The 20612-nt window shown below is 43.5% G+C and carries 18 protein-coding genes and 2 tRNA genes; 8 read left to right on the top strand and 12 right to left on the bottom strand.

The genetic code is table 11. From position 1 onward, the window contains the following. Positions 1-27: 27 nt before the first annotated feature. From DLE54_RS08470 to DLE54_RS08485, 4 genes are all read right to left on the bottom strand, one after another. Positions 28-1092 (bottom strand): ribonuclease Z, encoded by a 1065-nt coding sequence (locus tag DLE54_RS08470; protein WP_110816861.1) that lies wholly within the window; start codon positions 1090-1092, stop codon positions 28-30. 8 nt (positions 1093-1100) lie between these two features. After that, on the bottom strand, positions 1101-1592 hold the full coding sequence (locus DLE54_RS08475) for a MaoC family dehydratase (protein WP_110816862.1): 492 nt from the start codon (positions 1590-1592) through the stop codon (positions 1101-1103). A 154-nt stretch (positions 1593-1746) separates the two neighbouring features. Further along, the gene (locus DLE54_RS08480; RefSeq protein WP_110816863.1) at positions 1747-3036 is read right to left on the bottom strand and encodes an adenylosuccinate synthase; all 1290 of its coding nucleotides are present in this window, start codon (positions 3034-3036) and stop codon (positions 1747-1749) included. A 121-nt stretch (positions 3037-3157) separates the two neighbouring features. Further along, positions 3158-4483, bottom strand: coding sequence for an ATP phosphoribosyltransferase regulatory subunit (locus DLE54_RS08485; protein WP_413775376.1), 1326 nt, complete (start codon positions 4481-4483; stop codon positions 3158-3160). Positions 4484-5320: 837 nt separating this feature from the next. On the opposite strand from DLE54_RS08485, the gene DLE54_RS08490 reads away from it, so the two are divergent. Continuing rightward, complete coding sequence (locus DLE54_RS08490; RefSeq protein WP_110816865.1) at positions 5321-5707, top strand: DUF2237 family protein; 387 nt, start codon at positions 5321-5323, stop codon at positions 5705-5707. Between the two features lie 71 nt (positions 5708-5778). Further along, a complete protein-coding gene (gene corA, locus DLE54_RS08495; protein WP_011961030.1) occupies positions 5779-6882 on the top strand; it encodes a magnesium/cobalt transporter CorA in 1104 nt (367 codons plus the stop codon). A 96-nt stretch (positions 6883-6978) separates the two neighbouring features. On the opposite strand, the gene DLE54_RS08500 is transcribed toward corA, so the two are convergent. Both DLE54_RS08500 and folD read right to left on the bottom strand, forming a co-directional pair. Then, entirely contained in the window at positions 6979-7455 is a 477-nt protein-coding gene (locus DLE54_RS08500) for a phosphate-starvation-inducible protein PsiE (protein ID WP_011961031.1), read from the bottom strand. 168 nt (positions 7456-7623) lie between these two features. Continuing rightward, entirely contained in the window at positions 7624-8499 is an 876-nt protein-coding gene (gene folD, locus DLE54_RS08505; RefSeq protein ID WP_011961032.1) for a bifunctional methylenetetrahydrofolate dehydrogenase/methenyltetrahydrofolate cyclohydrolase FolD, read from the bottom strand. Positions 8500-8898: 399 nt separating this feature from the next. Here folD and DLE54_RS08515 point away from each other — a divergent pair. Both DLE54_RS08515 and DLE54_RS08520 read left to right on the top strand, forming a co-directional pair. Then, positions 8899-8972: transfer RNA gene (locus DLE54_RS08515), tRNA-Cys, on the top strand. Between the two features lie 118 nt (positions 8973-9090). Next, positions 9091-9177: transfer RNA gene (locus DLE54_RS08520), tRNA-Leu, on the top strand. 96 nt (positions 9178-9273) lie between these two features. Here DLE54_RS08520 and DLE54_RS08525 read toward each other — a convergent pair. From DLE54_RS08525 to DLE54_RS08540, 5 genes are all read right to left on the bottom strand, one after another. After that, the gene (locus DLE54_RS08525; RefSeq protein ID WP_110816867.1) at positions 9274-9612 is read right to left on the bottom strand and encodes a hypothetical protein; all 339 of its coding nucleotides are present in this window, start codon (positions 9610-9612) and stop codon (positions 9274-9276) included. 319 nt (positions 9613-9931) lie between these two features. Next, complete coding sequence (locus tag DLE54_RS12175) at positions 9932-10276, bottom strand: YeeE/YedE family protein (RefSeq protein WP_264755945.1); 345 nt, start codon at positions 10274-10276, stop codon at positions 9932-9934. Continuing rightward, on the bottom strand, positions 10242-11039 hold the full coding sequence (locus DLE54_RS08530) for a YeeE/YedE family protein (RefSeq protein ID WP_264755946.1): 798 nt from the start codon (positions 11037-11039) through the stop codon (positions 10242-10244). Before DLE54_RS08530 ends, DLE54_RS12175 begins: the two co-directional genes overlap by 35 nt. Positions 11040-11527: 488 nt before the next feature. Continuing rightward, positions 11528-12460, bottom strand: coding sequence for a hypothetical protein (locus DLE54_RS08535; protein WP_110816868.1), 933 nt, complete (start codon positions 12458-12460; stop codon positions 11528-11530). A gap of 120 nt (positions 12461-12580) precedes the next feature. Continuing rightward, positions 12581-13852: an LD-carboxypeptidase gene (locus tag DLE54_RS08540; RefSeq protein WP_110816869.1), complete on the bottom strand. Its 1272-nt coding sequence runs from the start codon at positions 13850-13852 to the stop codon at positions 12581-12583. 255 nt (positions 13853-14107) lie between these two features. On the opposite strand from DLE54_RS08540, the gene hemB reads away from it, so the two are divergent. After that, positions 14108-15118 (top strand): porphobilinogen synthase, encoded by a 1011-nt coding sequence (hemB, locus tag DLE54_RS08545; RefSeq protein WP_110816870.1) that lies wholly within the window; start codon positions 14108-14110, stop codon positions 15116-15118. Positions 15119-15217: 99 nt separating this feature from the next. Here hemB and DLE54_RS08550 read toward each other — a convergent pair whose 3' ends face one another. Continuing rightward, entirely contained in the window at positions 15218-15853 is a 636-nt protein-coding gene (locus tag DLE54_RS08550; protein WP_110816871.1) for an OmpW/AlkL family protein, read from the bottom strand. A 409-nt stretch (positions 15854-16262) separates the two neighbouring features. Here DLE54_RS08550 and DLE54_RS08555 point away from each other — a divergent pair, with 409 nt between their 5' ends. From DLE54_RS08555 to dut, 3 genes are all read left to right on the top strand, one after another. Beyond that, complete coding sequence (locus DLE54_RS08555) at positions 16263-18302, top strand: UvrD-helicase domain-containing protein (RefSeq protein WP_011961041.1); 2040 nt, start codon at positions 16263-16265, stop codon at positions 18300-18302. A gap of 228 nt (positions 18303-18530) precedes the next feature. After that, entirely contained in the window at positions 18531-19922 is a 1392-nt protein-coding gene (gene mgtE / locus DLE54_RS08560; RefSeq protein ID WP_110816872.1) for a magnesium transporter, read from the top strand. 174 nt (positions 19923-20096) lie between these two features. Continuing rightward, the gene (dut, locus tag DLE54_RS08565; protein ID WP_011961043.1) at positions 20097-20561 is read left to right on the top strand and encodes a dUTP diphosphatase; all 465 of its coding nucleotides are present in this window, start codon (positions 20097-20099) and stop codon (positions 20559-20561) included. The last annotated feature ends 51 nt before the right edge of the window (positions 20562-20612 follow it).

A 20612-nucleotide genomic window follows, 5' to 3' on the forward strand; every position in this document is an offset into this window, starting at 1 on the left:
AATCCAGGTAAGTTATCCTAAAGCTGTTTACGTGGGCAGCTGACGAACCCCATCACTGTCCACCAAAAAACGCATAAAATCACGCGCCAGCCACAGCTTGCCTTGATAATACTGCCCCACCTCTAAGCGGATATCCGCCATATTAGGTGCTTTACTCTCAGGGTCATCATAACTGTGATAACGGGCACTAAAATGTGTCAAAATCAATGCCGGCAACTGCATCGCCTGCGCAAATTGAGCAATACACTTAGCTGTGGTGTGCATCGGATCAAAGCCATCAGGTCGTGACATGATTTTGTCTCTGACACTCTGAGTATAGGTTGCCTCATGGATGAGCACATTGGCATCTCGTACTGCTTGTTGCAATAATTCTGGGGTGTCATTATCCCCGCCAACAACCACTTTTAACTGCTGACTCTCACGGTAAGTATACTCTACAGAGACCAACTTGCGACCATCTTCCAACATCAAATCCTGCCCTGCCTGCAGCTGACCCCAAGCAGCAGTAGCCGCAATGCCCTGCTGTTTTAATTTATGAGTATTGAGTTTAAGGCTCTGCACCACTTGAGTTATCACAAAGCCATATGAGGCAACCCGATGTGATAGCTTAACGATTTCAATCTCAAGCTTATGCGCTGCAGATAACTGTAAGACAACGGGGTTAGCTACGCTCTGATCTGTGCACACCTTATCTTCTATGGCCACAAAATCAATATCATAGGGCAAATACAAATCTGTGGTGGATTGCACTGCCTGTATCAAGGTTAAAATAGCCTTAGGAGCAATAAGGGTCAGCGGCGCTGTGCGTCCCGACATCGCCATACTTGCAAGCAGCCCAGGCAAGCCATAACAGTGATCACCATGCACATGGGTGATACAGATAGCCGCTAAGTGCCTAACACTCAGCTTAGTGTGTAATAATTGATGCTGGGTAGCCTCGCCACAATCTATCAAGATCCAAGGCTTTTTACTGCCGCTTTGTTGCGCACTGTTTGCGGCGTAAGGGTTGAGGCATTCAATGGCTAAGGCTGTGACATTACGCTTTTTTGTGGGGATGCCTGCCGAGGTGCCCAAGAAGGTAAACTGTAGCATGATTAACCCTATACCTGCGACCCTAATAGATGCTCATTATTTAAGGAAGGTATGCCAGCGGTGCGTTTAAAGGCCAGCATGGTGCACGTAAAGCGCTGCACTATTTGCTGATTTTGATTAAAGGTATTGATTTGTACCACCACCATGCCACGGTCTGGTTTAGATTTGGACGCTTTAATGTCAACAACCTCCGCTTCAATATGCAAGATATCATTCGGATAAGTTGGCGCCGGCCAACTAATCTGTGCCCCAGCGCCAATCAAACCGGTAGCAATAGGAATGGTCTGCACCATTAAACGCATGGTAACCCCAGCGGTCTGCCACCCACTGGCGACCAAAGTGCCAAAAAACGTATCGCGAGCCCGCTCATTGTCTAAATGATAGGGCTGGGGATCATAATCCTTGGCAAAATCTTTAATCTCAGCCTCGCTGAGGGATGCCTCACCACTTATCCATTTGTCGCCCACCTTTAAATCCTCTAAATACAGCTGTTGTACCATGACCTGTCTCCCAAAATGATGACGAATGACTTATGATTGCTTAAATGTTCGGGTGATAAAAAAACCCCATGTTTAAAATAACATAGGGTCTTTTATTAAGCTATGACGTGCCAGTTTTGATAAATCTTATCGTTTGAGCACAATAAGACAAGACTTAGGCATCATACGGGTCGCGTAGCACGATGGTTTCATCACGGTCAGGACCAGTTGAGATAATATCGACAGGGCAATCAATTAACTGCTCAATACGCTTGATATACGCTTTGGCTTCCTCTGGTAGATCATCATAGTTAGTAATGCCTACAGTTGAGCCCTTCCAGCCTGGTAACGTCTCATATTTTGGCGTTACCGTCTCATAAAACTCACCGTCATGGGCAGCAGCAAACTCAGATTCAGGGATATCATAACCCACACCAATACGGATTTCATCCAAACCATCTAACACATCAAGCTTGGTTAAGCAGATACCTGATAGTGAATTTAATACGACAGCACGGCGCAGGGCTTCGGCATCAAACCAACCACAGCGGCGGGCACGACCTGTCGTTGCACCAAATTCATGACCCACTTTGGCCAAATGCGCACCCACATCATCGAACAATTCAGTTGGGAATGGACCACTACCCACACGAGTGGTATAAGCCTTGGTAATACCCAAAACGTAGTCTAAGTATAAAGGACCAATACCCGTACCCGTCGATACACCACCGGCAGTTACGCTTGAGCTGGTTACGAACGGATAAGTACCGTGGTCGATATCAAGTAACGTACCTTGAGCACCCTCAAACATTAGGTTTTCGCCAGCCATACGCAATTGATTTAGGGCTTCAGTCACATCACAAACCAGCTCTTTTAGCTCATCACGCCACTGCTGGCATAGGGCAAAAGTGGTATCAAAGTCGATGCCATCCACTTTGTAGTACTGAGTCAATTGGAAATTGTGGTATTCAATTAAGTTGCGTAGTTTTTCTTCTAAATCTGGGCGGAACAAATCAGCCAGCTTGATGGCACGGCGTGCCACTTTGTCCTCATAAGCAGGACCGATACCACGACCTGTCGTACCAATTTTACCAGAACCACGCTTAGCTTCACGCGCTTGGTCAAGTGCGATGTGGTAAGGCATGATTAATGGACAGTTTGGTGAGATTTTTAGACGCTCACGAACCGGCACGTTATTGTCTTCAAGCTCTTTCATCTCGATAAGTAGCGCCTCTGGTGACAACACCACGCCATTACCGATAAAGCACGTCACGTCATCACGCAAAATACCTGATGGAATTAAGTGTAGAACTGTTTTTTTGCCGTCTACTACCAAAGTGTGACCCGCATTGTGACCGCCTTGGAAGCGGGCTACAGCAGAAGCTTTTTCGGTAAGCAAGTCAACAATCTTGCCTTTACCTTCATCGCCCCATTGGCTACCTAGTACTACAACATTCTTTCCCATAACTGATCCTTAACCACTCGTATTGAACTGTAAAAATTAAATTGCGTCATTGTGGCGCACTTAGTTTAAAACCCAAAACCTATCTATGCCCTGCTGCGTCTACGCTGCAAGAGCAGATAAATTATACGGCCCGTAAAACCCACTCACCATCTTCTAAAATTAGTTTGTGTGTCACATTATTGGGAGCATCTTCACTGCTTAAAGGACGCACCACTCGGTGACCTAGATCACGTAACTCTGCAATCTTGGTCGTTAAATCTTTTGCCAACTTCTCATTATCATCACTGCGCACGCCTTGCATATCTGCGAAGCTTACTAAAACTAGCTTAGATTCATTTAAGCTAATAAAGCGCTGCAAACGGGTCACCTCTAAGCTAAAACCCGTGGCACTACGTGAGGGCAGTTCTTCGGCAATAGCTGTAGACGCCTGACTCGCAGCATCAAAGCCTTCACCATTAAAACGACCACCACGTACCACCGCCTGTGACTCGTTTTCAAAGTAGGCATTAAAAACAATGCCAGTGTGATAATGGTATCCAAGCTCTGTGATGTCTACGCTGACATTGCTTTGATACGTACTCTTGATATGAGCGACCATGGCCTGCACTTCTTGCACGGCTTTGATAATCGCTTTATCTTGCGTTGCCGTCTGCGATAAGGCTTGCTTAAGCGCATTCATATCATGGCCATATACGGCCAATTGATAAAAGTCATTGCCCATCGGCAGCTCAGCACAGACCTGCTTTAATTCAGGCAGAGCTTTATTGGCATATAAATTCATCAGTACCGAAGCGTCATTTTCTGACAAGCCAGCAAGCTCTTTTAAACGCGCAAAAATAGCCACATGTCCTATGTCTATGTGTAAGTGTTTTTTTAGATTGAGATTATTAATGAGGCAATACAGCACATCAATCAGCTCAATATCAGCATCTAAGCTGTCACTACCAAAGATTTCTGCCCCTAATTGTAGCGGTGTACGTGAGCCAAACAAACCATCTGGTAAAGTGCGTATAACGTGGCCGGCATAGCAGTATCTGGCAATTTTATTGGCTTTGCCCATCTTATTTAAGTGAGCATCAATACGCAAAATCTGCGGTGTAATATCAGCACGCACCCCCATCAATCGGCCCGATAGCTGATCAATGATTTTAAAGGTTTGACGCTTTAAGTCCTCTGATGCGTTACCCAGTAAGGACTCGGTAAACTCAATCATAGGTGGACAAATTAGCTCATAACCACGGCTGACCAACAGCCGAGTTAACTTGTAACGCAGCCATTCTTGTTTTTGTGCCTCTTCAGACAATAAATCACTGACCCCATCTGGTAATAACCAAATGTTATCGATGTCTGCTACATGGGACAATTTATCTGAAGATTGACGTTGAGCGTTATTGGAGGTTGTAGAACTGTCAGACACAAGTAATCCTTGTTTGGAGGCGACACTCATCATTTAAGCAGTTTAGCCATTACCAAATCGTTAGTTAAAGTGTATTAGTAATCGAGATATTGAGAACACAAACCATTGAAAACAGAGCACTTAATCTTGCTATGCGCTTTTTACTAAGGCTGTTTTTAATGTAGCACATTTTTTCACTGAGCACACAATTAAACGGCGTACACCGTTTTGCTGTGAGTTATTATATTTTTTTTATGATGTCTTTTTTAAGTGGGTCTAATACGACCTGCCTAGGATTAGGATACTTCTGCCACTCTCATGCGAGCGCTTTAGAGGTCTAAACGCAGACTACAGCGGTTATTTTAACACGTTTTTATGATAATTAGGACGCTTAAAGTATCTAATAAGGCGATTTTTTGTGTTATTAAGTCTAGCATAGCTGACCGCTTTCGCCTAGACAAAGCCTCAATTAATGTCACAAATAGCCACAACAAAATAGGCCTTTTTTTTGTCCGGTGCTAAGTGACCCATTTAGACAGCTTGTGAGCATAAATATTTAAGGTCATGGTTACTAACAAGAGCTTTGACTAAGATCAGCTCATCTTAACTGCATTTTATTTTGCAGCGCTATGCTTTACTCAGATGCAGCTGGTTTGTGACCGGCTTAAACAGATTTGAGGCCCCTGAATGTGTTACTATTTCATTGTGCTAAGCTGCTGATTTATAGGCTCATAATAACGGCATAATCAGCAATAGCCCCCCTATGTTAAACCTTGTGTATTATTTTTGGTCGTAGGCTGCTACATACTTTTATGTCATTGTGCAGCCATAGCCGCCTTATGAGTAGGCACATAATGTGCCCACTCAAGATTACTCTGAGATTCTTATATGTCATCACATCACCCCGATCCTAAACTTAACCAGAGAAATGTGCTGGGCACAGCGCTTGCCAGCTGCTGCTTTGACCCCATTACTGGCTATTATCGCAATGGCTTTTGTCATACCGGCCCTCAAGATATTGGCCAGCACACCGTATGCGCGAAAATGACCGCAGAATTTTTAAGCTTTTCGGCCAAAACAGGCAATGACTTAATCACACCTGTACCTGAATTTGGGTTTCCAGGATTAAAACCGGGAGATTATTGGTGTCTTTGTGCACTACGTTGGCTGGATGCTTTAGACCATGATATGGCGCCCAAAATTAAGCTTGAGGCCTGTCATGAGAGCTTACTAGAATTGGTGAGTATAGATACCTTAAAAAAATATGCTTTATAAAGTATTGCCGGTATTAAAACCACAGCTGTATTAAAACCGCATTTTTGTTAACCCAGCCATGAGACTGTAGTATGTCAGATCTGAGAACTAAAGAAGAGCAACAAGCTCTCGCCTTTATGTCCCCCACTATGCCGGTATATGACCCTGATGCTGAGCGCGTGGAAGATTTTGAACGCTCAGGGATTAATGAGATTGTTAACTGCTGTGTCTATTCACGCAAAACAGGCCTATTTATCGAGAAGATCGACTTAGATGAGGTCAGTAGAACACTGGCCAATAAGGGTCAGTTTATTTGGTTGGGCTTATATGATCCCAGTATTGAAACCATTGAAGCGGTTCAAAAGGCTTTTGATATTCATGAGCTGGCGTTAGAAGATGCGTTTAATGAAAACCAACGTGCAAAAATTGAGACCTACGGTAATGAATCACTATTTGTGGTAGTGCGTACCGCGTATCTTGCCAATAACCACATTCACTATGGCACCACCTCCATGTTTATGGGCAGCAATTACATTATTACCATACGTACTGGGGCATCAAACTCGTACGCACCGGTACGTGCCTACTGCCATCGCCGCCCTGAGAAGATGTCTATGGGACCGGTATTTGTGCTACATGCTGTACTGGATTATGTGGTGGACAGCTACCTGCCGATTACTGACAGCTTAGGCGAATACTTACGTGAGCAAGAGCGTAATATCTTTTCTTATAAATTTAGCAAAGAGATTTTGCAAAGCTTGTACATCTTAAAGTCGCAGCTGGTACATATGCGAGCCGTTATGTTGCCGGTGCAAGACATCTGTAACTTCTTTATTAATCATAAAAAAAATGAGCTAGTTTCTGTTTTCCCCAGTATAGCCAAGCCCTACTTTAGAGATGTCAATGATCATCTACTGCGCGCGATAGATGCGGTCAATGGACTAAATGAGATGCTCAGTGTGGCGATGGATACCTATATGGCCATGGTCAATATGGGGCAGAATGAGGTGGTACGTAAACTGGCAGCTTGGGCCGGTATCTTAGCGGTACCGACAGCCGTGGCAGGAATATACGGTATGAACTTCGATGTTATGCCTGAACTACATTATCAATATGCTTACTTTGTAGTACTTGCCGTTATTTTAACCACCTGTGTGGTGTTATATCGCCAATTTCGTAAATCCGGTTGGCTCTAGACAGATTATTCAAAACAACGCTATGCTAAGGCCATACACCTAAGAGGCTGACTTTATAGTAAAGCCCATAGCGAATTTTTTATTTAAACTCTGTGTTTACTCACTTAGCTTATTCGGCTTCTTCTGCGTCAGCTTATACACATTGTCTTCGGGTCTACCATACTGACTGGCCGTCCAGGTCAATAAAAATACTGCGGTACTTAGAATAAAAATCGACACGGTAATGGTCAACAGTAACCATAAGTGGAAAGTATCTGATACTGCCTGCACATCGACCACCAAATGTCGAGATAAGGCCGTGATGGCAATATAAATCAAAAATTGCACCGGCAAACGATGGGTCTTAAAATAAATGCCAATCATAGCCAACAGCTCAAGATAAATAAATAGCATTAGGATATCTTTTAAATCGGCTTTACCGCCTTGAACAATACTCACAAACTCCGCACCCGCAGCCCAGATAATCACAAAACCGATGACCAATAGTGCCAAATAATGACTGATATCAATCATAAGTATACCTATTGACTGTACTTTATGCTGCCAGCTGTTATCTGGGTGCGGGGAACTCATCGGCAAACTCTCCTTAAGCCTTTTATCTTTATTAAAATAATTTCAGCCTGGGTAATATGAGCAATAAACGCTAACTGCTGAGAATATCCCAGCAATTAGCGTGGGTTTATGCAAGTATAACGGGCAGTATTACCCATTCACCTAACTTTCTTAAACCACAGAACTCTATTAGGCCTGAGCTGCTTTTTCAGCCGCTTCAACTGTCTGACGAATCAACGTATTAATGGTCATTGGACCTACCCCACCTGGAACTGGGGTGTAGGCTGCTGCAATTGACTCAATACCTTTAAGCTCGATGTCACCTACGCCACCATCCTCAGTCGGATGAAAACCAGCATCTACCACAATGGCACCAGGCTTGATCCAGTCTTTTTTGATCAGCTCTGGTACGCCAACGGCACCAACCAGGATATCTGCACGACCCACATGCTCTTCTAAGTTTTGCGTTTTTGAATGACAGATAGTGACGGTGCAATTGGCATTCAATAGCATCTGCGCCATTGGTTTACCCAAAATAGCACTGCGGCCAACCACTACTGCATTTTTACCTGCAAATTCGATGCCATTTTTTAAGAAATAGCGCTCAAGTAAATACATAATACCTTGAGGGGTACATGATCCGTAAGCAGGCTCACCCATGCTCATACGGCCAAAACCGAGCGAAGTTACGCCATCCACATCTTTATTTAAGTCAATGGCGTCGAAACAAGCACGCTCATCAATCTGCTCAGGAACCGGATGCTGAAGCAAAATACCATGGACATCAGGGTTGTTATTTAGCTCATCAATCTTGGCCAATAGCTGCTCGGTAGTGGTACTCGCTGGCATCTCAACACGGATAGACTCCATACCCACACGCTTACAAGCATTGCCCTTCATACGTACATAAGTGGCAGAGGCGGGATCATCACCAACTAAAATGGTGGCTAAGATAGGTGTGCGGCCAGTTTTTTTGATAACAGCAGCAACGCGCTGGCTTAACTCTGTCTCAATTTGTTTTGCAAGTGCTTTACCATCAAGGCGTGTGGCAGTAGCATCATTCATTTTTGGCTCCATCATCTCAAAATTTAAGAGGTAGTTTAAGGGACACAATCAATCATTTTAAAAGCAGCCCTTTATGGGGCAGCTTTCTGCAATATTGTAACCTATGAGCGTCAAATAATCCGCCCAGTTTGCCATAAACCCTATAAAATTCTCCCTTAAAGTCACTAATAAAAATTAGTTGGATTATCTCAGCTTTATGCTTATTTCTGGCATTAAAAATAAGCTCATACATATCCCTTTTTATGGTTTAAACACAGCTGATTGCCTATATCGCTTGGTTAAAAGCCATTTTTTTAGGTCAAATAGCAAAAATGTGCCGGAATAATCACTATTTTTGCAAAATACGGCCAACATAGCTTGTATTTTTAATTTTTTTTGGTATTATAGGTCACCTCAAATGGCTGGGTGGCAGAGTGGTTATGCAGCGGATTGCAAATCCGTGGACGCCGGTTCGATTCCGACCTCAGCCTCCAATTTTGATCTTAAACTTTTAACAAGTTAAAGAAAAAAAGTGTTGACGAATATTAATTTTATGATAATATACGCGCACTTACAGAGTTCTCCACTAAGGACTCAAGTATCACAAGTTTTGCCCGGGTGGTGAAATTGGTAGACACAAGGGATTTAAAATCCCTCGCTAGCAATAGCGTGCCGGTTCAAGTCCGGCTCCGGGTACCATATATTAAAAAGGCTTCCAAGTTATTGGAAGCCTTTTTTCTTTGTGGGTTGGTTTTAAATTTTGAGCCCGAAAATTATGGTTATAAGCCTAGCCTACTAAGGACGATGCCCTAGCTTTTCTTCAAAAAGAAGCCAAGTATCATGAACTCCTTCAACGATCGATTCGTAGTTTTCCCAATTATCACTATATATATCATATAAAACAGGGTGCATAATATCATTCTGACGATATCCACTCTCTATTTTAGATAAATGAATATAGTTATCTTTTAATACAACTATGTCAAAAATCTCATCTTCTTTTAATACTATTAGCCCAACATGATAGGGAGCGCTACAAAGATAAAGCGTTTCAGTTTGGTTATCAGTAAACCTTGAAACAGTGTATTTAGAATATATATATACATAGCCATGTTCATTTTTGGCTCTTATCATTTTAAAACCTCCTTAATTTCAAGGTTCGAATTGAGGTTGCAGCCGTTTATGTATTAACTATCAACTTTACTCTTAGTTAACGACTCACCGTAGACAGTACAAATTTAAGAATTAATGGAAATGACAGCAAAAGTATCAATACCCCTATTCCAAAAATTAGTAAGTTATTATTTTGGTTTCAATCTAAGTTATGAGTATTCAGTGATTTCTAAAGATAACACAGCCTTAATCTAAACCGATAGGCATAAAAAAAGAGCTGAAATTTTCAGCTCTTTCTTAGGTGTGAATTGTTAAATTTATTGATTAATCCTAATTGCAATTAACAGAAACTATCGGTTGGTTTAGGAACAGACAAGCCAAATAAAGGACGTAAATATAACGCTAAAAACGTCCCTGCCATGGCTAAAATACCCCAGATATAACCGTGTAAACTAAATGAGGCGATACCCCCAAAATAAGCACCGATATTACAGCCAAATGCTAATCGAGCACCATAGCCCATTAACAGACCACCAATAACAGAAGCGGCAAAATTACCTACAGTAATTTGGGTGAATTTAAATAGTCCGCCTGCTGCTGAGGCAATAAAGGCACCAAGTATAATACCCAAGTTTAATACGGTTGTTGAATCAGCAAACACTGAAGATTGCAAAGCGGCTGCCATTCGCACCTTGCCAATAGCCCCAACTGGCAACGTCTACGCCCATTAGGCTGGCAGCTTTTGAGCCCCATAAAGCAAACGCAGACATAATACCCCAAGGCTGACCGCGTGTGATTAAAGTCAACGCATTCAATACCGCCAACGCAATGGCTGCTGCAAATAATGGCCATGACCCTTTAAATAGTCGTTTCCAGCCACGAGCTGTTGGTAATGGGGCCATTCTAGGTAGGTGCTTTTTCTTCTCTATTAATATAGTAATCCAAGCAATCGCCCCAAATATTGCCAATGATAGAAGCCATGCACCGCCATAACCTAATCCTGTTGATGTTGCCAATGACACCGGTGCCAATGAAGGCATTTGCTCGGTCCAAAATGGGAGGTGATAAGCACCAATGGTTGACCCAATAATAAAGAACAGTAAGGTAACAAACATCACAGAACGGCCACCACCAACTGCGTAAAGTGTACCAGAAGCACAGCCACCGCCTAATTGCATACCAATACCAAACATGAATGAGCCGACAATAAGGCTAACCCCCAATGGAGAAACATAGCCTGAGACATCTCCACCAAAAAACGTCGTGCCATAGGCTAATATAGGTGCAAATAAAGTAACCGCAACCGCTAACATAAGCATGTGCGCGCGTAATGCTTGACCATTCCCTACCGATGTCATGCGTCTAAAAGCGGAGGTAAAACCAAACCTTGCATGAAATAAGGTATAGCCCAATAGTAGACCAATGATAAGCAGCATTGGCTGGGCCACAGGTTGTGTCACTAGCAAATACACTAGCAATGCTAAACCGACGATACTAGCTCCTGCTATTAGACCCTTCTGAGGCGGATCTAAGGTCAAATTATTTGTGGATTTGGGGTTACGTCTATTGGAGCTTAGCCTCTCAGTGATTGACTAAGTATTTGTTATAGTCATAATATTATCCCATTAATCCCTACCTAGCTGAAATTATCCGCTATGTAGCTTAATAATTAATGGGGTGTATTTACTGTATTGTTAGGACTATCAACACACGTTGATTAAGTTAAGCTGCCTATTATCTCAACACTTGTGACTTACTACCACCTACGATAAAAATAAGTAAGCTATAAGTACTGAGTTATAAGCGAAATTCACAGAAACTCACCAATCTAGGTTCAATAAAAAAAGCCCAAGACAATCTAAAAAGATCATCTTAGGCCTTGTCATTAAACTATTAAAAATCAGATTGAGCGGCTCAATTACGATAATATAATTTATTATTCACCTTGCAGTAAATCAATCATACCCTGATATTTGTCTTTCTTGGCTGCAATCTTGCTACGCTCCTCTTCTGAATTTTCTGTAGGCGATTCTGCCCCATCAAGCTTTGCATCAAACGCTTTAAGCTCGCTCTGTGCAGCATTAAGCAGCTTAGTGAGCATCATAGCTAGGGCTTTTTCGGACACATCATGGGTTACATTAGAAGCTTCAGAGGCAAAATCTTCTTTTAACTTTGCAGCCCATTGATAGATATTGGCAATTGAGACGCTGTGCTTATCCTCTTGTTCAGAATCCTGTTTCTCAGAGCTGTCTTTGTTATCTGAGTTATCAGAGTCCGCTTGCTTATCGTTATCTGCTGGGTCTGATTCTTGTTTAGGCTCAGCGCTGTCTGCTAAGCCAGATTTTTTGTCTGTGATGAACTCATCTTTTAGCTTAGCCGCCCACTGATACAGGTTGGCGATAGCAGCGGTATATTTGTCTTTGCCTGAGCCTTCTTGGTCAGAGTCATTGCTTTCTGAATCTTTTTGGTTATCTTCAGACTGCTCGTCTTTAGCTTGCTCGTCGTCAGAGTCACTGTCTTGTTCATCAGCCTCTGAATTATCTTTTTTGGAATCAGTCTCTTTAGAATCATTAGACTCTTGATCTTTATTAGCTGATGAGGCCTGTTGTTTTTTAGATACTTGACTGGCATCATCTTTATCAGAATCGGCTGAATCTTGTGCCAAACTATCTGAATCAGAGTCTAAATCCTGCGCTTTATTAAATTCTTCAAAGTCGCCCTCTTCATAAATAATTTTATCGCCTTTCACAACTTCCACACCCACAACTTCTTCATTGCTGGTAGTTTCTGTTGTATTCTCAAGAGACTCCAAAGCTTTATTGATGCTGTTGTCTTGCTTGTCGTTAGAGCTATTAGATGAATTTGACATATTTATTATCCTTATTATTTAATTATTTATTGACCTCCAATAATAGCTCAATGAAAACTGATCTTTAGTACTTTAATGTAAAGTATTATGCCTAATACGTTAATATTTCTTAGCCGTGATCTAGCGCCATAATCCTTCAGGATAAATCAACTCGCCAGCTATGGTTGGGTAGCCGCTAAACTCAAGCTCAATACCAGTATCAGAGGCACTTAACTGGCACTGCGCGCCCAGTGGGAAGCTTTGTTTACGAGCCACATGGCCAAATGGAAGGCCGGTAAATACAGGTAAGTGGGTTATCTGTTTTAACTGTTTAACAACCAAACTCATGTCATAGCGGGCATCATAACTGTCCTGCCCTGTCCCACTAAAGACGCCAAGCACAATAGCTTGCTGACGTTTAAAGGCACCCGATAAATATAAGCTATATAGCATACGCTCTACTTGATAGGGCTGCTCCCCCACATCTTCTAAAAACACAATTCCGCCTTCAGGATTAGGTATATAAGGGCTACCTGCCAGCGCCGATACCACACTTAAGTTGCCGCCCCATAGCGTGCCTGTCATAGGTGCTTTTAGCATTGAAATGTCTTGCTGCGGCAAACTTATTTTGAGCTTTGGCTGGGTAATGGCATCAATAAAGCCTTGGCAACTGACCACATCCGGCTGCTTTTTGCCAAACTCGCTATATAGCATGGGTGCCGCCAAGCTGCTCATTTTGCCTTGAGCCAACAGTGCACATTGCACGGCGGTCACATCACTAAAACCTGCCAAAATCGTACCTTTTTCACGCATCTGATCACCCAGGCTTTGCCAATTCACCTGCTCCAAAAGACGCATGGCCCCATAGCCGCCTCGGGCTGCCAATAGCAGTTTGGGTACTTCAATGGCGCCAGTGGCCATGTTCTGTAAGTCGCTGATGCGCTGCTGGTCTGTACCGCCGAACCGCAAATACCTGCGCCTTAATACTTCAGGATTTTTGATATCAAATCCAGCACAAGTCAAGCGCTGTAAACCCAAGACATTACGGGCCTCATCCACACCTGTATTAGAGCTGGCAAAAATTCGAGTACTAATAGTCGGGGTAATACAGCTCAAGCGGTTGTGTGTCGATATATCTTCTATATCCAAACTCTGTGTTGTTAGTGCTCCCTGTGGCAGGGTTAATGCAGCCTTAGCATGATACGAGAACAGCCCTAAGCCGCCCAGCGCGGTCATCTCCAAAAAACGTCTGCGATTTAAAGGGGCTGTCTGAACAGATTTTGCGTGTGTATCCACTGCTTTAAGCTTGGCAGGTATCTGTGCTTGGTCTTGCACAGCTTGCTTTTTTAGTCGTTTGGCCGTGTGCTGTTGCACAGATTGATCGACAGTGACTAAAATCGTGTTTTTATTCATGACACCCTCAATTTTCACAAAATTGCGCCCATTATATAGTCTGATAAACGTTCGGTCATAACTTGTATCATTTCTTGAACCCAAAATATACCGACAGCTGCGTTATAATAGCGACTGGGATAGCTAATTTAAGAAATATAACAACGATCTATAACACCCTTATTCTGCTTTTGATCCCTAAAGACCTACTTTGGGTCACTTAATGTCTACCCTCCCCTCCCGTTTCTTAATTCGTTAAAGTTATTAGGACTTATTATGAGTTATACATTTAATCGCACTTTTCCTCATACCCGCTTACGCCGCTTACGCGTCCATGACAATGTGCGTGCCATGATTCGTGAAGTTGAGCTGCATCCCAAACATCTCATTTCCCCTGTTTTCGTCTTAGAAGGTGAAAACCAGCGTGAAGCTGTGGCCAGTATGCCAGGTGTGGATCGTTTATCTATTGATCTGCTGGTGCAATATGCCAAAGAGTTATTGGCTGAGGGAGTCACTACCGTAGATATCTTCCCTGTTATCGATGCCAGCTTGAAGACAGAAGATGGCCGTGAAGCGGCTAATCCAGATGGCTTAACTTGCCGTGCCGTACGGGCACTAAAAAAAGAAGTGCCTGAGATGGTGGTGATGACCGATGTAGCATTAGACCCTTATACCACCCACGGTCAAGATGGCCTATTAGATGAGTCAGGTTATGTGGTCAATGATGAAACTGTGGAGGTTCTGGTTGAGCAAACACTGGCACACGCCCGCGCTGGTGCAGACATCATCTCACCAAGTGATATGATGGATGGCCGTATACTGGCTATGCGTGAAGCATTGGAAGATGAAGGCTTTGTGAATACAGCACTTATGGCTTATTCTGCCAAATACGCGTCTGCTTATTATGGCCCTTTCCGTGACGCTGTAGGCAGTGCTGGCAATCTAAAAGGCGGTCATAAGAAGCAGTATCAAATGGACTTTGGTAACCGCGCGGAAGCCTTGCATGAAGTAGCAATGGACATCAATGAGGGCGCTGATATGGTAATGATTAAACCCGGTCAGCCATATTTAGATTTGATACGTGAGGTAAAAGATACCTTTGGCGTCCCTACTTTCGCTTATCAAGTATCGGGTGAATATGCGATGCATATGGCGGCCATTCAAAACGGCTGGCTTACCGATTCGGTTATTTTAGAGTCATTAATGGGCTTTAGACGTGCAGGCGCTGATGGCATCTTAACTTATTTTGCGCTAGAAGCTGCCAAACAGCTCAACGCTTTAAAATAAGTAGTTTTGATTTGATGTAAAAAACCCCCGTATCTGATTGGATACGGGGGTTTTAATTTCAGCCGGCTTATTTTAAGCCAACTTTATTAACAGGCTAGATTAGAAACGTTGTACGTAAGAGATGCCATATACCCATGGATTGATCTTCACTTTACCGATATCATCATTGTTTAGTTTTACGTCTGGCTCAAGATCAATATAACGGGCATCGATACGTACCGCATCAGTAGGGTTGATTTTAAAATCAACACCGACATGACCTGCCACACCCCAGCTGTCTTTAATTTCTAAATCAGCGTTTGGCAGACTAATTCTTTCTTTAAAGAAGGTGGTGTAGTTGGCACCCACACCAATAAAAGGCTTAACATTGCTGTTCAAGTTATCAAAGTGATACTGTAGCGATAACGTGGGTGGTAACTGCTGAGTTTTGGCTTTAATGACGCTACCGTCTGCCGCTTTTAAATCGATATCATGATGAAACGGAATAGCAGCTAATAACTCAACACCCACGTTATCGGCGACAAAGTACTCACCGGTGATGGTTGGACGTACATCGGAGTCAACATCAGTATCAACTTTACCTAAGACCGTATCAAGAGTACCATTATTACTTTCTGGATCTACATATGCTGCACCCACACCCACGGTCCAAGTGCCTGCTGTTTCTGCCATTGCAGAGCTCATGCCTAAAGTAGCAGCTAGGGCAGCTAAAAGTAATGCTTGACGTTTAATCATCGTGTCCTCAACTTATGTTGTTTAAGTACTGGGTAAAATGCTCAATTTATTAAATATATCAATGCGTCTCTTCATTGAAATCCAAGCGTTAGATTGTTTCTCCACTCTAACGTCATGGTTTTATTATATTACATATCCGCATAACTAGTAAGGTTATTTTGATAAAAATTTCGACTTTATAGTCGCTTTTTAGACATTTATAGTGGTTGCTAAAATTTATAAAGTAGTTGCTAAAACTTATAAAAGGGTATTTAGCCTGCTAATGCCGAAATCCTTGCTCTACATTTGGGGGATAGCTGTTGTAGCGGGTCTCAAAGCAGTTGTGATTTCATATTGAACCCCTATAATAACCAGTCTGCCCATTGAGTCGGCAGTCCCCTCTAGTGATAAGACAATAAAAAGGTGCACCATGAGTAAGCTTAACCCCAAACAACAAGAGGCCATGACTTATGTGTCCGGTCCCCTCCTCGTTTTAGCGGGTGCAGGCTCAGGTAAAACATCGGTTATTACCCGAAAAATTGCTTATCTCATCGAGCAGTGCAATATACCTGCTGAACGCATTACCGCAGTGACCTTTACCAATAAGGCTGCGCGTGAAATGAAGGCGCGTGTCACCTCACTGATGCCCAAAGAGAAGACCCGCGGTCTGACTGTGTCTACGTTCCACCAATTTGGGTTACAGTTTTTGCGTTATGAGCTGCTGCACACGCCTCTCAAAGGCAACTTCTCTATCATGGATGCCGATGACAGTAAGCGGCTGCTGATGGAGTTGATGATGCGTGATAACTTATCAGGTGCTGAGAGTCGTGAATTGGTCGGCAAAGCAATTAAGTTCATTTCGGACTGGAAGAATGATCTTATTGAGCCGGATAAAGCAATGGAGACCCTCGATGATCCTGAGGATATGATTTTTGCTACACTTTATGCCTTATATGAGCGCAATCTACGGGCTTATAACGCCGTTGATTTCGATGACTTGATTGTGTTGCCAGCCAAAATCTTACGTGAAAACCCCCAGCTGCGCGACAAGTGGCAGAACCGCATCCGCTATCTATTAGTCGATGAGTATCAAGACACCAATACTGCTCAGTATGAACTGATTAAACTGATTGTCGGCCCAACTGGCAAATTTACTGTGGTGGGTGATGATGACCAATCTATTTATGCTTGGCGCGGCGCCCGTCCCGAGAACATGGCGCTATTAAAAGAGGATTTCCCTAAGCTTAAAGTGATTAAGCTTGAGCAAAATTACCGCTCGACCAACCGTATTTTGAATGCTGCCAACACCGTCATTATGAACAACGAGCATTTGTTTGAAAAAGCGCTGTGGTCGGATAAAGGGCAAGGCGAGAAAATTCGTATTATTAACTGCCGCAACGATGATGATGAATCAGAGCGCGTGGCCAAAGAGATTATTACTCACAAATTGCGCCATGGTAATGAATGGGAGCAGTATGCCGTCTTGTACCGCAGTAACTTTCAGGCACGTATGTTAGAGGCGCAGCTACGTCAATTACAGATCCCTTATAAGCTCTCAGGCGGCCAATCTTTCTTCGCCCGTAGCGAGATTAAAGATGTGATGGGTTATTTGCGCCTTATTTTAAATCCAGAAGATGACAGTGCCTTTTTGCGCATTGTGAATACGCCCAAACGTGGTCTGGGCCCAGCCACACTAGAGAAGTTGGGACTGTTCTCTCAAGAGCACAGCATCTCTTTATTGGCCTCTTGTACCCATGGCGGCTTATCACATGTATTGCCCATTAAGGCTTATAGTACTTTAAAAGAGTTTGGTGACTTTATCGAGCACTATACCCGTGAGCTGGATCAGCACCCAGATCCGGTGCCTTTGGTGCGTCAAATGATTGATGAGACCGGTTATATTGACTTTGTGCGCAGCGACTCAAAAACGCCGCATCAGGAAAAAGGGCGCCTAGACAATATTGAAGTGCTCTACACCAGTATCCAAGCACTTATCAACCGTGCAGAAGATGACGATGACAAAACCATTGATGCGGTAATTCGCAAATTAGTATTACTAGACATGCTCGAGCAGCAGCAAGAAGAAGAGAACACCAACAAGGTAAACCTCATGACCCTGCATGCTGCCAAAGGGCTAGAGTTTGACTTCGTGTATATTATGGGGCTTGAGGAAGAGCTGCTGCCCCACCGCAACTCTATCATTGCTGAGACCATTGAGGAGGAGCGCCGCTTGATGTACGTCGGCATCACCCGTGCCCGCCGTGAGCTAACCCTAACCTTGGCTGCACAGCGCCGTGGTGGTGGTCAAATGCGCACTACGACCCAAAGCCGCTTTTTAGAAGAGCTGCCTGAGGAGCATTTAGACTGGCCCGCCAATGCCAAAAAGAAAAAGGCTGAGCGTGATCCTACTGTGGTGGCCAATGAATATATGTCTAATATTAAGGCGCTGCTAAAAAGAAAAAACCAATAGCAGGCAGGTGATGACGTCAGACTGACATCAAATCACAGATTGGCCATGCAAAACCCTAAAAATATTAGTAAAATAAACCAAAAATGGCAGGATGCACTCCTGTCATTTTTGTTTTTACAGTTTTTAACAGGCTTATCCTATATAGACATAGACACTTTGTCTTTATAAAGCCCAATAAAAACGGTATACCATCCCTCTCCCACCTCATCAAGCAATCTAAGGGCACCTATGACCAGTCAAAGCGAGAACCCCGTCAAACAAGATACCCTACCAGAGAGCTATGATCGTGCTGAAGATAAGCTGATTTATCTACAGAGGCTGGTGGCAGACAAAGACTTGTCTACCATGGCTGAGTTCTTAAACGACCAGTCTGAGTATGAAATTGCCAGTCTATTAGAATCCTTCCCTCACGACTCGCGCCAATTGATTTGGGAGCAAGTGCCTGTTGATCTTAAAGGCCAGGTACTGGCTGAAGTGGTCGATGACATTCGCCCCTCCTTGATGGAAAACATGCAAGCAGAAGAAATTGAGACGCTTGCTGAAGATCTAGATGCTCAAGACATTGCTGAGATTCTAGATACCGTTGATGACAAGGTGCGCTCGGAGGTGATGTCTAATCTTGATGAAGAAATTCGCCAGCAAGTCAGCCAGCTAAATACCTATGAAGAGTATGAAGTCGGTGACTATATGGACCCCGACACCATTCAGATTCAAGGCAATATTACGCTTGAGCAAGTCCAAAACTGGCTGCGTCAAGATGAGGATCTGCTCGATGATGAAACCCAAGAACTTATCGTGGTCGATGCCAGCCATCAGTTGTTAGGCTTATTAAGCTTGGTGGATTTAATTAAATATCCGCAGCAATCTTTAGTTGAGCAGTGGATTGATCCAGCCATCACCATCAATGACCGAATGGACATTCAAGATGCTGCTGCAGTATTTCGCTCCTCAGATATCCGCTATGCACCCGTGGTTAATAGCTTTGGTGAATTGGTCGGTCAGCTTAATGCCGAGGACATCATGGAGATTATTCAAGATGATGTCGACAGCACCATGAAGCACTTAGCGGGTGTGAGTGATGACGAAGAGCTGTTTGCCCCTATTTTGCGTAGTGCCAAAAGCCGTAGCGTTTGGTTGGGGATTAACTTATTAACTGCGCTGCTTGCTGCTGCGGTGATCGGGCAATTTGAAGAAGTATTGGCGCAAGTCGTTGCTTTGGCGGTATTGATGCCGGTAGTGGCCAGTATGGGCGGGATCTCTGGTAGCCAAACCCTCACTGTGGTTATCCGCGGCCTAGCCATGGGCCAAATCGGGGGCTCAAACCGCTTATGGCTAATGAATAAAGAGCTGTGGGTGGGCGCTATTAACGGGGTCATTTGGGCGGTGATTATGGCCGCTATCGCTCAGCTTTGGTTCCATGACCCTAAGATTAGCTTGGTTATCGGCTGCGCCATTGCCATTAATATGACTGCTGCCAATGTAGCAGGGATTGGCATTCCGCTATTTTTAAAGCGCTTAGATATTGACCCTGCGCTCTCAGCCTCAGTTATCTTAACCACAGTCACTGACATTGTCGGCTTTATGTCGTTCTTAGGACTGGCCAGCTTGCTTATTTTATAAGCCAACTGCCTTTTTAAGCTCTGCCATATTATACGCCCATTCATATCAGGCTAAGCCCCTCTATGTTAGGGTTGCTTTTTTGTGTCTATAGATTAGACTAATTGCGCTTTAACTCAACTGCTCAGTGCCGCCATAGGCGAATTACCCAAACATAAAATAGATAACGGATAAGTTATGAACGCTGTACAAGTTAAAATTTTAAACCCAAAAATTGGTACTGATGCTAATTTTCCTATGCCTACTCGTGCCACCGATGGCTCAGCCGGTATCGACTTACGTGCTTGTATCGATGAGCCTATTACCATTAAAGCGGGCGAAACTAAATTAATTGGTACCGGTATGGCCATCTATATCGCTGACCCCAATTATGCCGGTATTATCCTACCACGCTCAGGCTTAGGTCATAAGCACGGTATCGTTTTGGGCAATCTTGTGGGCCTAATTGATGCCGACTATCAAGGCGAGCTGATGGTGAGTGTATGGAATCGCAGCGACACAGATTTTGTACTCAATCCTGCTGAGCGTATGGCGCAATACATGGTAGTGCCCGTAGTACGTCCAAGCTTTCAAGTGGTCGAAGAATTTAATGAATTAAGTGCTCGTGGTGCCGGCGGCTTTGGTCATTCGGGTCGTCAGTAAGCCTGTTTTATTTGTATTTGTTAAAAAAATATAAGATGATGAGACAGAAAA

The sequence above is a fragment of the Psychrobacter sp. YP14 genome, from assembly GCF_003209315.1.
GTDB lineage: Bacteria > Pseudomonadota > Gammaproteobacteria > Pseudomonadales > Moraxellaceae > Psychrobacter > Psychrobacter raelei.

Bases quoted from the DNA above. Each gene is read 5' to 3' on its own strand.
- DLE54_RS08475 (WP_110816862.1), bottom strand. From the start codon at position 1,592: ATGGTACAACAGCTGTATTTAGAGGATTTAAAGGTGGGCGACAAATGG.
- DLE54_RS08555 (WP_011961041.1), top strand. From the start codon at position 16,263: ATGAGTAAGCTTAACCCCAAACAACAAGAGGCCATGACTTATGTGTCC.
- mgtE (WP_110816872.1), top strand. From the start codon at position 18,531: ATGACCAGTCAAAGCGAGAACCCCGTCAAACAAGATACCCTACCAGAG.
- corA (WP_011961030.1), top strand. From the start codon at position 5,779: ATGTCAGATCTGAGAACTAAAGAAGAGCAACAAGCTCTCGCCTTTATG.
- folD (WP_011961032.1), bottom strand. From the start codon at position 8,499: ATGAATGATGCTACTGCCACACGCCTTGATGGTAAAGCACTTGCAAAA.
- DLE54_RS08470 (WP_110816861.1), bottom strand. From the start codon at position 1,092: ATGCTACAGTTTACCTTCTTGGGCACCTCGGCAGGCATCCCCACAAAA.
- DLE54_RS08480 (WP_110816863.1), bottom strand. From the start codon at position 3,036: ATGGGAAAGAATGTTGTAGTACTAGGTAGCCAATGGGGCGATGAAGGT.
- DLE54_RS08490 (WP_110816865.1), top strand. From the start codon at position 5,321: ATGTCATCACATCACCCCGATCCTAAACTTAACCAGAGAAATGTGCTG.
- DLE54_RS08550 (WP_110816871.1), bottom strand. From the start codon at position 15,853: ATGATTAAACGTCAAGCATTACTTTTAGCTGCCCTAGCTGCTACTTTA.
- DLE54_RS08500 (WP_011961031.1), bottom strand. From the start codon at position 7,455: ATGAGTTCCCCGCACCCAGATAACAGCTGGCAGCATAAAGTACAGTCA.
- DLE54_RS08485 (WP_413775376.1), bottom strand. From the start codon at position 4,483: ATGAGTGTCGCCTCCAAACAAGGATTACTTGTGTCTGACAGTTCTACA.
- DLE54_RS12175 (WP_264755945.1), bottom strand. From the start codon at position 10,276: ATGGCAGCCGCTTTGCAATCTTCAGTGTTTGCTGATTCAACAACCGTA.
- hemB (WP_110816870.1), top strand. From the start codon at position 14,108: ATGAGTTATACATTTAATCGCACTTTTCCTCATACCCGCTTACGCCGC.
- DLE54_RS08535 (WP_110816868.1), bottom strand. From the start codon at position 12,460: ATGTCAAATTCATCTAATAGCTCTAACGACAAGCAAGACAACAGCATC.
- DLE54_RS08540 (WP_110816869.1), bottom strand. From the start codon at position 13,852: ATGAATAAAAACACGATTTTAGTCACTGTCGATCAATCTGTGCAACAG.
- DLE54_RS08525 (WP_110816867.1), bottom strand. From the start codon at position 9,612: ATGATAAGAGCCAAAAATGAACATGGCTATGTATATATATATTCTAAA.
- dut (WP_011961043.1), top strand. From the start codon at position 20,097: ATGAACGCTGTACAAGTTAAAATTTTAAACCCAAAAATTGGTACTGAT.